General features: G+C 62.3%; 15 protein-coding genes. 6 read left to right on the forward strand and 9 right to left on the reverse strand.

All coding sequences use genetic code 11. The annotated features are described in order from the left end of the window. Positions 1–83: 83 nt before the first annotated feature. The 5 genes from urtB (at position 84) to NKJ40_RS13375 (ending at position 4,867) form a co-directional block, all read left to right on the forward strand. Entirely contained in the window at positions 84–1,700 is a 1,617-nt protein-coding gene (gene urtB / locus NKJ40_RS13355) for an urea ABC transporter permease subunit UrtB (RefSeq protein WP_352466417.1), read from the forward strand. Continuing rightward, positions 1,697–2,929 carry an urea ABC transporter permease subunit UrtC gene (urtC, locus tag NKJ40_RS13360; protein WP_352466418.1) on the forward strand — a complete coding sequence of 411 codons (1,233 nt, stop codon included), beginning with the start codon at positions 1,697–1,699 and terminating at the stop codon, positions 2,927–2,929. The genes urtB and urtC overlap by 4 nt, the downstream gene beginning before the upstream one ends. Before the next feature lie 7 nt (positions 2,930–2,936). Next, positions 2,937–3,683 (forward strand): urea ABC transporter ATP-binding protein UrtD, encoded by a 747-nt coding sequence (gene urtD / locus NKJ40_RS13365; RefSeq protein WP_352466419.1) that lies wholly within the window; start codon positions 2,937–2,939, stop codon positions 3,681–3,683. Positions 3,684–3,753: 70 nt separating this feature from the next. Continuing rightward, positions 3,754–4,449, forward strand: a complete 696-nt coding sequence (gene urtE, locus NKJ40_RS13370) for an urea ABC transporter ATP-binding subunit UrtE (protein WP_292653442.1) — start codon at positions 3,754–3,756, stop codon at positions 4,447–4,449. A 217-nt stretch (positions 4,450–4,666) separates the two neighbouring features. After that, positions 4,667–4,867, forward strand: coding sequence for a hypothetical protein (locus NKJ40_RS13375; protein WP_352466420.1), 201 nt, complete (start codon positions 4,667–4,669; stop codon positions 4,865–4,867). Positions 4,868–4,913: 46 nt separating this feature from the next. Here NKJ40_RS13375 and NKJ40_RS13380 read toward each other — a convergent pair whose 3' ends face one another. The 9 genes from NKJ40_RS13380 to NKJ40_RS13420 all read right to left on the reverse strand — a co-directional run bounded on the left by NKJ40_RS13380 (position 4,914) and on the right by NKJ40_RS13420 (position 12,378). Beyond that, positions 4,914–5,720, reverse strand: coding sequence for a DUF72 domain-containing protein (locus NKJ40_RS13380; RefSeq protein ID WP_352466421.1), 807 nt, complete (start codon positions 5,718–5,720; stop codon positions 4,914–4,916). Between the two features lie 28 nt (positions 5,721–5,748). Then, positions 5,749–6,219, reverse strand: coding sequence for a GNAT family N-acetyltransferase (locus tag NKJ40_RS13385; protein WP_352466422.1), 471 nt, complete (start codon positions 6,217–6,219; stop codon positions 5,749–5,751). Next, positions 6,216–6,626 (reverse strand): DUF302 domain-containing protein, encoded by a 411-nt coding sequence (locus tag NKJ40_RS13390; RefSeq protein ID WP_352466423.1) that lies wholly within the window; start codon positions 6,624–6,626, stop codon positions 6,216–6,218. Before NKJ40_RS13390 ends, NKJ40_RS13385 begins: the two co-directional genes overlap by 4 nt. Beyond that, complete coding sequence (uvrA, locus tag NKJ40_RS13395; protein ID WP_352466424.1) at positions 6,626–9,547, reverse strand: excinuclease ABC subunit UvrA; 2,922 nt, start codon at positions 9,545–9,547, stop codon at positions 6,626–6,628. Before uvrA ends, NKJ40_RS13390 begins: the two co-directional genes overlap by 1 nt. 699 nt (positions 9,548–10,246) lie before the next feature. Continuing rightward, positions 10,247–10,540: a hypothetical protein gene (locus NKJ40_RS13400; RefSeq protein WP_352466425.1), complete on the reverse strand. Its 294-nt coding sequence runs from the start codon at positions 10,538–10,540 to the stop codon at positions 10,247–10,249. 93 nt (positions 10,541–10,633) lie between these two features. After that, positions 10,634–11,239, reverse strand: coding sequence for an ATP-dependent Clp protease proteolytic subunit (locus NKJ40_RS13405; RefSeq protein WP_254817374.1), 606 nt, complete (start codon positions 11,237–11,239; stop codon positions 10,634–10,636). A 26-nt stretch (positions 11,240–11,265) separates the two neighbouring features. After that, positions 11,266–11,790, reverse strand: a complete 525-nt coding sequence (locus NKJ40_RS13410; RefSeq protein ID WP_352466426.1) for an SRPBCC family protein — start codon at positions 11,788–11,790, stop codon at positions 11,266–11,268. Continuing rightward, positions 11,787–12,101 (reverse strand): ArsR/SmtB family transcription factor, encoded by a 315-nt coding sequence (locus NKJ40_RS13415; RefSeq protein ID WP_292653450.1) that lies wholly within the window; start codon positions 12,099–12,101, stop codon positions 11,787–11,789. Before NKJ40_RS13415 ends, NKJ40_RS13410 begins: the two co-directional genes overlap by 4 nt. Continuing rightward, entirely contained in the window at positions 12,043–12,378 is a 336-nt protein-coding gene (locus tag NKJ40_RS13420) for a cupin domain-containing protein (protein ID WP_352466480.1), read from the reverse strand. The genes NKJ40_RS13415 and NKJ40_RS13420 overlap by 59 nt, the downstream gene beginning before the upstream one ends. Between NKJ40_RS13420 and NKJ40_RS13425 the strand changes: the two genes are divergently transcribed. Further along, complete coding sequence (locus tag NKJ40_RS13425; RefSeq protein WP_352466482.1) at positions 12,265–12,615, forward strand: hypothetical protein; 351 nt, start codon at positions 12,265–12,267, stop codon at positions 12,613–12,615. The two genes, NKJ40_RS13420 and NKJ40_RS13425, sit on opposite strands and share 114 nt — an antisense overlap. Positions 12,616–12,618 lie beyond the last annotated feature (3 nt).

Consider the following 12,618-nt stretch of genomic DNA (forward strand, 5'->3'; position numbering starts at 1 on the left):
CCCAGACCCGCAAGCCTCCGGGCAGGTTCCTCCTCCAGCCTGCCCGGAGGCGACATTCAACCTTCAACAGCCACCAGAAACCAATGATCCTGATCCGCGCGATTGGCCTGATGCTGCTCCTCCTCCTGGGGACGCTGCCGCCGTCAAACGCTGCCGAAGCGGATCTGCGCGCCGTCATCGCCAAATTCGCCACCGCCACCAATTTTCCGGCGATCGAAGCCGTCGTGCGGGAGCTTGCGGCTTCCGGCGATCCGGCCGTAGAACGGCCGCTTGCCGCGCTTGCGGAGGGCAGTCTTTACGTCCGCAAGGCCGATTCACTGGTCTTTGTCGGCAAGGACAGCGGCGACAGCATCGAGTTGCTCGATGCGCTCACCGGCGAAAGATCGGGCGAAGTTGCCAAGGGCGACATCACCAAGATCAAGGTCAACAACACGCTGCGCCGCGTCATCCGCGACGCGCTGGGCACGCTGACGCTTGGCTCCAAGGATCCGGCCGTGCGCATTGCCGCCGCCGAGACCATGTTCAAGACGCCGGACGCGGCAAACATTGAGCCGCTCGACACCGCCATCGCCAATGAGAGCGTGGCAAGCGTCAAGGCGTTGCTCAAACAGGCCCGCGCCGCGTCGGTTCTCGTTTCAGACAGGCCGGAGGCCGACAAACTGGCGGCGATCGCGCTCATCGGCGCGCGCGGCGACCGCGATGCGGTGTCGCTGCTAACGTCGGTAGAGGCCAATTCCGAAGGTGCGGTGAAGGACGCGGCGACGGCGGCGATCGCCAACATCAATTCGACGCTGGCGCTGTGGGATGCCGGCCAGAATATCTGGTACGGCATATCGCTTGGATCGGTGCTGCTGCTAGCGGCGATCGGCCTGGCCATCACCTTCGGCGTCATGGGCGTCATCAACATGGCGCATGGCGAGATGGTCATGCTCGGCGCCTACACGACCTTCGTCGTGCAGGAGGTGATCCGCAATTCCTTTCCCGGCCTGTTCGATTGGTCGCTGGTCATCGCCTTGCCGCTGGCCTTCCTGGTGGCGGCGCTCGTCGGTCTCGTCATCGAGCGCGGGCTGATCCGCTTCCTCTACGGCCGGCCGCTGGAGACGCTGCTGGCGACATGGGGTGTCTCGCTGATCCTGCAGCAGGCCGTACGCACCATCTTCGGGCCGACCAACCAGGAGGTCGGCAACCCGTCATGGATGTCCGGCTCGTTCAATATCGGCCAGCTTGCCGTGACCTGGAACCGGCTCTGGATCCTGGTATTCGCGCTCGGCGTGTTCGCGGTGCTGCTCTACGTGATGAAACGTACGCCTTGGGGGCTGCAGATGCGTGCCGTCACCGCCAATCGCCGCATGGCCGCCTCGATGGGCATCAGGACGCCTTGGGTCGATGCGCTAACGTTTGCACTCGGCTCCGGCATTGCCGGCATCGCGGGTGTCGCGCTTAGCCAGATCGACAACGTCTCGCCCAATCTCGGCCGCGGCTACATCATCGACAGCTTCATGGTCGTCGTCTTCGGCGGTGTCGGCAATCTCTGGGGCACGCTGGTCGGCGCTTTCTCGCTCGGCATCGTCAACAAGTTCCTCGAACCTTATGCCGGAGCGGTGCTCGGCAAGATCGTCGTCCTGGTGCTGATCATCCTGTTCATCCAGAAACGCCCGCGCGGGCTGTTCGCGCTAAAGGGCAGGTCGGTGGAAGCATGATCACGGGACGCTTCTTTGCCGCCGGCGCCGACCGCCGCGTCGCCATCACCATCTTCATCCTGCTGGCGGTTGCCATCGTCGTGCCGCTGCTCAATCTTGCGGTCTCGCCGACAAGTGCGTTTTACGTGCCGTCCTATATCGTCGCGCTCACCGGCAAATACCTGTGCTACGCACTGCTCGCCTTGGCGCTCGATCTCGTCTGGGGCTATTGCGGCATCCTCTCGCTCGGCCATGGCGCTTTCTTCGCGCTCGGCGGCTATGCGATGGGCATGTATCTGATGCGCCAGATCGGCTCGCGCGGCGTCTACGGCAATCCGCTGCTGCCGGATTTCATGGTATTCCTTAACTACAAGGCATTGCCGTGGTTCTGGTATGGTTTCGACCATTTCTGGTTCGCGGCGGTCATGGTGCTTGCGGTACCCGGCCTGCTCGCCTTCGTCTTCGGCTGGTTTGCCTTCCGCAGCCGCGTCACCGGTGTCTATCTGTCGATCATCACCCAGGCGATGACCTATGCGCTGCTGCTTGCGTTTTTCCGCAACGACATGGGTTTCGGCGGCAATAACGGCCTGACTGATTTCAAGGACATTTTAGGCTTCAACGTGCAGGCCGACATGACACGCTCGGCGCTGTTCGCGGCCAGCGCCGTCATGCTGGCGTTTGCCGTCTTCGTCACCTGGGCAATCGTCGGTTCCAAATACGGCAAGCTTTTGATGGCAGTGCGCGATGCCGAGAGCCGCACACGCTTCCTCGGTTGGCGGGCGGAGAACGTCAAACTGTTCGCCTTCACCGTGTCGGCGGTGATGGCCGGCATCGCCGGTGCGCTTTACGTGCCGCAGGTCGGTATCATCAACCCCGGCGAATTCGAGCCGTCCAATTCGATCGAGGTGGTGGTGTGGGCGGCCGTCGGCGGGCGCGGCACCATCGTCGGGCCGATCATCGGCGCGCTTCTAGTCAATGCCGGTAAATCCTGGTTCACCGGCGTGCTGCCGGAATTCTGGCTGTTTGCGCTGGGCGGACTGTTTGTCGCCGTCACGCTGTTCCTGCCCAAGGGCATCATCGGCATGTGGGATTCCTGGCGCGGCAACGCCAAGGCGATGCGGGCAGCCTCGGCCGCCGAGGAAGCCGGCATCGATCCCGACGCGCCGGTGCCGCCGAAAATCGATCGCTCGGCGGCGAGAAGGCCGGGCGACTGGTCGGCCTCCGGCGCCGAACCGCAGCCGGCGGAGTGATGGCCTGATGTCGAAGAGCAACACCATCCTCTATCTCGACGGCGTGTCGGTTTCCTTTGATGGTTTTCGCGCCATCAACAACCTGTCGCTGGTGCTCGATAAGGGCGAGATGCGGGCGATCATCGGCCCCAACGGCGCCGGCAAGACGACGATGATGGACATCGTCACCGGCAAGACGCGGCCCGACGCGGGCGAGGTTTTCTTTGACGGCGAGGTCGACCTGACCAAACACGACGAGGCCGAAATCGCCATGATGGGCATCGGCCGTAAATTCCAGAAGCCGACCGTCTTCGAAAGCCACACGATCGAGGACAATCTGATGCTGGCGCTGAAAGGCCCGCGCTCGATCTTCCCGGCACTGTTCCATCGTCGCTCGGCCGCGGACGTGCGGCAGATCGACGACATTCTCGGCATCATCCGGCTTGGCGACAAGCGCGACGAGCTCGCCGCCAATTTGAGCCATGGCCAAAAACAATGGCTCGAGATCGGCATGCTTCTGGCGCAGGATCCGAAGCTGCTGCTGGTCGACGAACCGGTTGCCGGCATGACCGACGCCGAGACCGAAGAGACCGCGCGGCTGCTTAGGGATATCGCGCGCGACCATTCGGTCATCGTCGTCGAGCACGACATGCATTTCGTGCGCGAGCTCGGCGTCAAGGTCACCTGCCTGCACGAAGGCTCGGTCCTTTCCGAAGGTTCGCTCGATTTCGTTTCGGCCGACGAGCGCGTCGTCGAAGTCTACCTGGGGAGATGAACATGGTCTGGCGCGTTCCGTTCCATCATTTCGACCTTTCGTTCTTCAGGCGTTGGAGAAAGCACTGACCATGCTCGAAGTCTCCAATGCCACGTTGCATTACGGCGCTGCCCAGGCGCTGCGCGGCGTCTCGCTGAAGGCTGGCGCCGGCAAGATCACCTGCGTGCTCGGCCGCAACGGCGTCGGCAAGACCAGTTTGATGAGATCGATCGTCGGCCATCATCGGCTGACGAGCGGAAGTGTTGCCTTCGAGGGGAAGGCGCTCGACCGGAGCGCGGCGTATGATCGCGCCCGGTCGGGCATCGCATTCGTGCCGCAGGGCAGGGAGATTTTTCCGCTGCTTACGGTGCGGGAAAACCTCGAATCGGGCTTCGCGCCGCTGAGGCGCGCCGACCGCAATATTCCCGGTCACGTCTTCGAATTGTTTCCGGTGCTGAAGCAGATGCTCGCGCGCCGCGGCGGTGACCTTTCCGGCGGCCAGCAGCAGCAGCTTGCCATTGGCAGGGCGCTGGTGATGCGGCCGAAGCTGCTGGTGCTCGACGAGCCAACCGAAGGCATCCAGCCGTCGATCATCAAGGATATCGGCCGCGCCATTCGCTATCTGCGCGACCAGGCCGGCATTGCCGTGCTTTTGGTCGAACAATATCTCGATTTCTGCCGGGAATTGGCCGACGAGGTCAATATCATGGACCGCGGCCAGATCGTCCATACCGGCCCCGCCGAGGATCTCGACCGGGCGGACGTCCGCAAATTCCTGACTGTCTGAATTCTTATTGATTCCATTACTTTGCAACTCTGGCGCGCTGGAGATTGCGTGCTAGATTTTGCTTGGCCTTGGTGAGTCGGCCGCTTTCCGTACCAGTTCCAACTTGGCAGATCAGGGGAAGGCGCGGGCCGCGTCGGCATGCTTGCGCGCAAGCCGCTCCCTTCCAGCGATCTGTTGTCGTCCAACATTTCGGGTGCTTGGGAGCTAGGGCCAGTCGATGGAGCGCTATGTCGAGGACTACCAGAAACGACGGCTCACGGAGCGGGTCGACATCCTAACAGCCATCAACATTCTGAAATCGCAGGGGTATGACCACGACGAACTCATCGCGGAGATCACAAAGGTCTTCTATGTCGATCTCGATGCTTTCAACGAGATCGTCAGGGTTGATCGGCGTTCGGACGAGCGCGCCGCATAGCCGGTAGTTGAGGACCCGGCCAGGCAGACCACCGACAGCGGGGGCGTCAGCCTGCGACCCGCTTCATCAGCGCGATGGCGCCGAATGGAGCGCGGACCTTGCCCTCGGTGATGAAGTAGACGAACACGTCGCGTGGCTTGACCGGCGCGTCGGTTGAAGGATCGGCACGCGGCAGGTCGGCCGGCACCTTGCCTTCCGCCCAGGTTTTTGCGCGCGCCGCCCATTCATCGAGCGCCTTGGGCGTGTAACAATCGGGATTGTGGTCGCTGCCGGTCTGCAGCCGCGCATAGATGAAATCGCCGGTGACGTCGGCAATCCCTGGATATTTGGCGTGGTCGGCATAGACGATCGCGACCTTGTGCTTTCGCGCCAAGGCTGCGAACTCCGGCACGACGAAGCTGTCGTTGCGCACCTCGACTGCGTGGCGCAGCGCAACGCCGTCCTGCTTTTCCGGCAACAGCTTCAGGAAGGCCTCGAAGTCGTCCGGGTCGAATTTCTTGGTCGGCGCGAATTGCCACAGGATCGGCCCGAGCTTGTCGCCAAGTGCCGCGACGCCCGACCCGAGAAAGCGCATTATCGATTCGCCTGCCTCGCCGAGCACGCGGCGGTTGGTGACGAAGCGGTTGCCCTTCAGCGAATAGACGAAACCATCCGGCGCTTCGTTCGCCCATTTGACGAAGGTCGGTTCCTTGAAGCTCGAATAATAGGTGCCGTTGACCTCGATAGTCGGCACCTGCCGGCTGGCATGATTCAGCTGCTTGGCCTTCGACAACTTGTCCGGGTAGAAGGACGTGTCCCACGGCTCGAAGGTCCAGCCCCCCATGCCGGCGCGGATTGTTCCTGATTGAGTCATGGTAGTCCTCCCGGTTTGCAGAAAAGGATCACGCGATGGCGGTCGTCTCGACGGCTTTCGCCATGTCGACGACCGTCCATCCTGGCCGATATGGATTGGGCCGGCGACCCGTTTCGCGAAAGCCGTACGCCTTATACAACGAAACGTTCCGTTCCATTCTGGCATTGGTGTAGAGTCGGATTTCAGGCAAGCTCCATAGGCGCGTCTGTTGCTCGGCCCAATCGAGCAGTCCGATGCCGAAACCCTTGCCCTGAGAGGCGGGCGCAACGGCGACGCTGAAGATCATTGTATGGTCCGCATGTCGTTCGAGAACGATCAGGCCAGCCGTCTGCCCGTCTTGCTCCGAAAGCCAGACCTCGCCGCGCTCGATGCGCGGCGCATAGTCTTCGGTAATCGGGATCGGCGGTGCTCCCAGCATCGCGGTGTAAGGCGCGTAGGCGTCGGTGGTGAGCGAGATCACCGTGGCGAGATCATCGGCCCGAGCGGCTCTCATGATCAAAACTGGCCCGCACCGCCAGCGGCCGCAATCACCTTGTCCATGCCGGCGGCGATCGCGGCGACGGCATTGCGGCTGGCGTCGCCCAAGCCGTGGCGATCAGCCATCCAGTGCGCGTCATTGTAGGAGAGCCAGACCTTGCCTTGCTCGTCCTCCCAAGCCAGTGCCTTGACCGGCAGATCGATGCCGGCAGGCTGCCGGTCCTGCATCAGTGGCGTACCGCCTTTCGGATTGCCGAAAATCAGGAGCTGGGTTGGACGCAGTGATGTTTCGACACTGCGCGCACCGGCGGCGTGGTCAATGCGGGCGAAGACCAGCAATCCTGCACGTTCCACAGTCTCGACCAGGCGATCGATGGTTTCGGCCACGCCGAAGCTGCTTTGGACCGTGATGAGACCGTTCTTTGCCATCACTCCGCCGCTTCGCGCTTGCCTCCGGGGCGCCGCTCCAGCAATTCCCTCAGGAACTGCCCGGTATAGCTGCGTTTTTCGCGGACGATGTCCTCCGGCGTGCCGGACGCCACCAACTCGCCGCCGCCGTCGCCGCCCTCGGGGCCGAGATCGAGCACCCAATCGGCGGTTTTTATCACCTCTAGATTGTGCTCGATGACGACGACCGTGTTGCCCTGGTCGACCAGCTCGTGCAGCACCTCAAGCAGCTTGGCGACGTCGTGGAAATGCAGGCCGGTGGTTGGCTCATCGAGAATGTAGAGCGTCTTGCCGGTCGCCTTGCGCGACAGTTCCTTGGCCAGCTTGATGCGCTGCGCCTCGCCGCCCGACAAAGTCGTTGCCTGCTGGCCAACATGGATGTAGCCGAGGCCGACCCGCTTCAGCGTCTCCAGCTTGTCGCGCACGCCGGGCACGGCGGCGAAGAAATCGACGCCTTCCTCGACCGTCATGTCGAGAACGTCGGCGATCGACTTGCCCTTGAACAGGACGTCCAGTGTCTCGCGGTTGTACCGCTTGCCGTGGCAGACGTCGCAGGTGACGTAGACGTCGGGCAGGAAGTGCATCTCGATCTTGATGACGCCGTCGCCCTGGCAGGCCTCGCAGCGGCCGCCCTTGACGTTGAACGAAAAGCGGCCCGGCTGGTAGCCGCGCGCCTTGGCCTCCGGCAGGCCGGCGAACCAGTCCCGGATCGGCGTGAAGGCGCCGGTATAGGTGGCAGGGTTGGAGCGCGGGGTGCGCCCGATCGGCGACTGGTCGATGTCGATGACCTTGTCGAGGAATTCCAACCCCTCGATGCGGTCGTGATCGGCCGGATGTTCACGCGAGCCCATGATGCGGCGTGACGCCGCCTTGAACAGGGTCTCGATCAGGAAGGTCGACTTGCCGCCGCCGGACACGCCGGTGACGGCGGTAAACGTGCCGAGCGGGATTTCGGCGGTGACGTTCTTCAGATTGTTGCCGCGCGCGCCGACGACCTTCAGCCGGCGGTTCTTCTTGGCCTCGCGCCGCACGGCCGGCGTCGCCACTTCGAGTTCGCCCGACAGGTATTTTCCGGTGATCGAAGCGGGCGTCGCCATGATCTGGTGCGGCGTGCCCTGGGCGATGATGTGGCCGCCATGGATGCCGGCTGCCGGGCCGATATCGACAACGTAGTCGGCATGCAGGATGGCGTCCTCGTCATGCTCGACGACGATCACTGTGTTGCCGATGTCGCGCAGATGCTTCAGCGTGTCGAGCAGGCGGGCATTGTCCCGCTGGTGCAGACCGATCGACGGCTCGTCCAGCACGTAAAGCACGCCGGTCAGGCCGGAGCCGATCTGCGAGGCAAGCCGGATGCGCTGGCTCTCGCCGCCCGACAGCGTGCCGGAGTTGCGCGACAGCGTCAGGTAGTCGAGCCCGACATCGTTGAGGAAGCGCAGCCGCTCGCGGATTTCCTTGAGCACGCGCACCGCGATCTCGTTCTGCTTGTCATTGAGCGAAGCAGGCAGGTCGGTGAACCACTGGTCGGCCTTGCGGATCGACAGCTCGGTGACCTCGCCAATGTGCTTGCCGGCGATCTTGACCGCGAGCGCCTCGGGCTTCAGCCGATAGCCGCGGCAGGCCGGGCAGGGCGTGGCCGACATGAAGCGCTCGATCTCCTCGCGCATCCAGGCGGATTCGGTTTCCTTCCAGCGGCGCTCGAGATTGGGGATGACGCCCTCGAAGGTTTTCGTCGTCTTGTAGGAGCGCAGGCCGTCATCGTAGTGGAAGGTGATTTCGCGCTCGCCGGTGCCGTGCAGCACGGCTTGCCTTGCCTCCTCGCTCAAATCCTTGAACTTGTCGCCGAGCTTGAAGCCATAGGCAACGCCCAGCGCTTCCAGCGTCTGCGCATAATAGGGCGAGGTCGACTTCGCCCACGGGCTTACGGCGCCAGCGCGCAGCGAAACATTCTCGTCGGGCACGACCAGGCTGGCATCGATGGCGCGCTGGCTGCCGAGCCCGTCGCAGGTTGGGCAGGCGCCGAACGGATTGTTGAAGGAGAACAGCCTGGGCTCGATCTCGGGAATGGTGAAACCGGACACCGGGCAGGCGAACTTTTCCGAGAACAGCATGCGTTCATGCGTCTCGTTCTTCGACTTGTTGACCGAATCCTCGCCGGTCTGGCTGGCGTCGAGCGGCTTGTCGGCAAATTCCGCTACCGCCAGTCCGTCGGCCAGCTTCAGCGCGGTCTCGATGGAATCGGCGAGCCGCGTCGCCAGATCGCCGCGCACGACGATGCGGTCGACGACAACGTCGATGTCATGCTTGTACTTCTTGTCCAGCGCCGGCACGTCGGCGATCTCGTAGAAGACGCCATCGACCTTGACGCGCTGAAAGCCCTTCTTCTGCAGCTCCAGCAATTCCTTGCGGTACTCGCCTTTGCGGCCGCGAACCATCGGCGCCAGAATGAACAACCGGGTGCCTTCCTCGACTGCAAGCACCCGGTCGACCATCTGCGAAACCGTCTGGCTCTCGATCGGCAGGCCGGTGGCCGGTGAATAGGGTACCCCGACGCGGGCGAACAAAAGCCGCATATAGTCGTAGATCTCGGTGACGGTGCCGACCGTCGAACGTGGGTTTTTCGAGGTGGTCTTCTGCTCGATGGAGATGGCTGGCGACAGGCCGTCGATCTGGTCGACGTCCGGCTTCTGCATCATTTCGAGGAATTGCCGTGCATAGGCCGAAAGGCTCTCGACATAGCGGCGCTGGCCCTCGGCGTAGATGGTGTCGAAGGCAAGCGACGACTTGCCCGACCCCGACAGGCCGGTCATGACGATCAGGCTGTCACGCGGCAGATCGAGATCGACATTCTTCAGATTGTGTTCGCGTGCCCCGCGAATGGAGAGATATTTATGGTCGGCCATCGCCGGTCGCCGCCTCAGAATCTGGAATTCATGGGATGGGCGGGTTTTCCCGACCACCCCCTATGTAGGTAAATTTCGCCGCCTTTTCGAGAGACGCCACAACTCTCGACCAAAGCGTTTAACCGTCTTTCGCGCGAACGGGCAAGCGGAAAGAACAAAGGCCGAACACGCTCCTGACAAAAGCTGCCCGTGCGGCCGGCTTCACAAAGCGTCTCGCGATCACATTTTTCGGTAATCGGCTATTCAAGGTTGACGTCCATGCGTCACGGGGGCAGACTCCAAACGTCAACGAAGCTGGCCGTCTTTCGATGGCCTCGCGGCCTGGGGCTAGCCTGCGAGACGCTGCGGGTTATGCGATGAGCGCTTCGACGACGACAGTCGCAACGAACAGAAGGAGAGCAGAGGCATGACTCCACCGGATAGTTCCTTGAGGCTCCACGTGTCGCTGGAGCCGCGGCAGGTATAAGTAGCCAGGTCAGGCGTTTAGCGCTACCTGCCAACGTTGATCTGCCGATCCCCACAACAATCAGAGACTGCTAGTCGGATCGTCGGCTGAACGCCGCGAAGCATCCGAAATAAAAAGCCGGCAGTACACTCCCGGCAATTTGGATTTTAGATCCAAGAAGCCCCGTCAGTTGCAAAAGCAATGGCGGGGCTGTTCGTTTGAAGCGCAATATTTGTGGTTCACACCAGGCGAACTTAGCGGCTGGAGGGCCTGATCCCGCCGGTAGCGACATCGATGGTGATGCTGCCGGAAATCCGAACATCGGTATCGCCGATCTTGAACGTACCGTTGCCGCTGCTTGGAACCGCGTCGTCGGGCTCGGGCTGCGGAGTTGGCTCGGCGATGCGATAGTCACTCGTCACACCGGGCAGGGCGCCCTTTTGCGAAGACGTCGAATTATCTTGGGCAAGTGCCATGCCCACCAGCATGTTCGTGCCCACAATGGCGGCAATGGCAAGGCATAGGCTGGATGAACGAATGGCGGTCATCACCTGACTATAGTGCGGCGATAGCGCCGAAGCCAGACCGGCGGCGCTGAGAGTTGCCGGCCCTCATATCGCTCAGTTCCGTTCGAAGGTGCTTCACGCGGCCTGCTTGCGAGTGTCGAAAACATGGTCGACGAGGCCCCAATCCTTGGCCTCCTGCGCAGTCATGAAAAAGTCGCGGTCGAGCGTGCGTTCCACTTCTTCGTAGGTGCGGCCGCAATGATGGGCGTAAAGATCGGTCATGCGCCGCTTGGTGCGAAGGATGCCCTCGGCATGGCGCTGGATGTCGGAGGCTTGGCCCTGGAAACCGCCGAGAGGCTGATGCAGCACGATGCTGGTGTTGGGTAGCGCGATACGCCGCCCTGGCGTGCCGGCCATCAAAAGAAACGAGGCCATCGAGGCGGCGAAACCCATACAAACGGTGGAGACCGGGCAACTGATATACTGCATCGTATCGTAGATGGCGAAACCGCTGGTCACCACGCCGCCCGGCGAGTTGATGTAGAGCGAGACCTCCTTGTCGGGATTGTCGGATTCCAGCGACAGAAGCTGGGCGCAGACCAGCGCCGAGGTGCCGTCATCGATCGGCCCGTTGATGAAGACGATGCGCTCGCGCAGCAGCCGCGAAAATATGTCGAAGGCGCGTTCACCGCGGCTCGACTGCTCGATCACCATCGGCACCAAATTGGCAAGGCCGCTCATCGTTTGTCTCCATTGACTGTTGTCGTTCAGGCCGCGCGCAGGAAGAGGCGCGGCGCGTTTGCGGCGATCTGCTTATGCTTGGGAGCGCGTGCTTCAAACGAAAGCCGGCAACCGGCACCTACCATCGCGATCTCCGGCATCGCTGCCCGAGCAAAACCATCATGGACGATGCGCAGATGCGTGCCGCCGGAAACGGTGCGGTCAAGCGTAAAGGTGACGATGCTGTCCACTGGGTTGTCGTTCTTTGGGCTGTCCAGGGGGTTGCCGGGCGGCACTTGCGTATCGCCGGGCGCCGCCCGCTCCCGCCAGGAATAGCGCAGCAGCCGTCCGGGATCCGCGTCGAGGATTTCGCACTCGATCGGCGCATTCGGCGCTTTAAAGGCAAAGCGGTTGCCGATTTCGGGCTTGATGTCGTTCGGCATCATCCAGGCCGCGAGCAGGTCCGGCACCGTCAGCGCCCGCCACACCTTTTCCGGCGGCTCGGGCAGCTCGCACTCGAACTCGATCTTGTCTGCCGCCATTTCCGCGCGTTCTTTGCCTCGGCTGGTCATTGGTCCATGTCCTTCAAAACCGTCTTGAGCCTTTCGATGCGCTCTGGCCAGAACGCGCGGTAGCGTTCGATCCAGCCGAGCAGCGGCGCAAGCCCCTTCGGATCGGCGCGGTAATAGGCGTTGCGGCCGGCCCGGCGCTCGACCACGAGGCCGGCGCCGCGCAGCACTGCGAGATGTTGCGATACCGCCGGCTGCGATACCGGCATGCCAGTGCGCAGTTCAGACACCGTCATCTCGCCGTCGGCGAGCCGCTCATAGACGGCGCGACGCGTTGGATCGGCCAGTGCCCGAAAAATCTCTGCTTCGATCATGCCGAAAGCATAAGTCAATACTTATCGGTTTGGCAAGCCGTGTTTTTAAAGACAGGCGAGGTTTTACAAACTCGCTGGAAGCCAGCGTCTCACCATGTCGGGGGATCCGTTGAACGTCGCCTCGAAAACTGGTGACGCGAGCACGGCATGGATATGAAGCATATTGGGAGCCGACGTTTCGGAAGCCATGTTGCCTGTGCGCGGCAACAACAAGCGACTGTCCGGCGGTCAAGACGACATGCTCTTCGTCGATCCACATCTCGGCCCTGCCGGCGATGACGGTAAGCACTTCCTCGACCGGGTGCCAATGTGTCGGGGCGCCAACCGCTGGTTCGACCCATTGTTCGAATATGCAAAGTTGAGTTGCGCCGTTGCGGGCCGAGACATGCATTCGGGTCTTTACTCCCGCCCGCCATTCTTCTTGCGGCTGATCGTCTTGCGCAACCATCTTCATGCGTTCGCCTCGATCCCATGGTCTGTGGAAATTCGACGTCAAGACACTACTTCTTACTGACAA

It is taken from the genome of Mesorhizobium sp. M0119, assembly GCF_040322615.1.
Lineage (GTDB): Bacteria > Pseudomonadota > Alphaproteobacteria > Rhizobiales > Rhizobiaceae > Mesorhizobium.

What these genes read in the sequence shown, in the direction of transcription:
- NKJ40_RS13410 (WP_352466426.1), bottom strand. Translation starts at nt 11,790, where the DNA reads ATGACCAGCCGAGGCAAAGAACGCGCGGAAATGGCGGCAGACAAGATC.
- urtC (WP_352466418.1), top strand. Translation starts at nt 1,697, where the DNA reads ATGATCACGGGACGCTTCTTTGCCGCCGGCGCCGACCGCCGCGTCGCC.
- urtE (WP_292653442.1), top strand. Translation starts at nt 3,754, where the DNA reads ATGCTCGAAGTCTCCAATGCCACGTTGCATTACGGCGCTGCCCAGGCG.
- NKJ40_RS13400 (WP_352466425.1), bottom strand. Translation starts at nt 10,540, where the DNA reads ATGACCGCCATTCGTTCATCCAGCCTATGCCTTGCCATTGCCGCCATT.
- NKJ40_RS13405 (WP_254817374.1), bottom strand. Translation starts at nt 11,239, where the DNA reads ATGAGCGGCCTTGCCAATTTGGTGCCGATGGTGATCGAGCAGTCGAGC.
- NKJ40_RS13380 (WP_352466421.1), bottom strand. Translation starts at nt 5,720, where the DNA reads ATGACTCAATCAGGAACAATCCGCGCCGGCATGGGGGGCTGGACCTTC.
- NKJ40_RS13390 (WP_352466423.1), bottom strand. Translation starts at nt 6,626, where the DNA reads ATGGCAAAGAACGGTCTCATCACGGTCCAAAGCAGCTTCGGCGTGGCC.
- urtD (WP_352466419.1), top strand. Translation starts at nt 2,937, where the DNA reads ATGTCGAAGAGCAACACCATCCTCTATCTCGACGGCGTGTCGGTTTCC.
- NKJ40_RS13415 (WP_292653450.1), bottom strand. Translation starts at nt 12,101, where the DNA reads ATGATCGAAGCAGAGATTTTTCGGGCACTGGCCGATCCAACGCGTCGC.
- uvrA (WP_352466424.1), bottom strand. Translation starts at nt 9,547, where the DNA reads ATGGCCGACCATAAATATCTCTCCATTCGCGGGGCACGCGAACACAAT.
- NKJ40_RS13375 (WP_352466420.1), top strand. Translation starts at nt 4,667, where the DNA reads ATGGAGCGCTATGTCGAGGACTACCAGAAACGACGGCTCACGGAGCGG.
- urtB (WP_352466417.1), top strand. Translation starts at nt 84, where the DNA reads ATGATCCTGATCCGCGCGATTGGCCTGATGCTGCTCCTCCTCCTGGGG.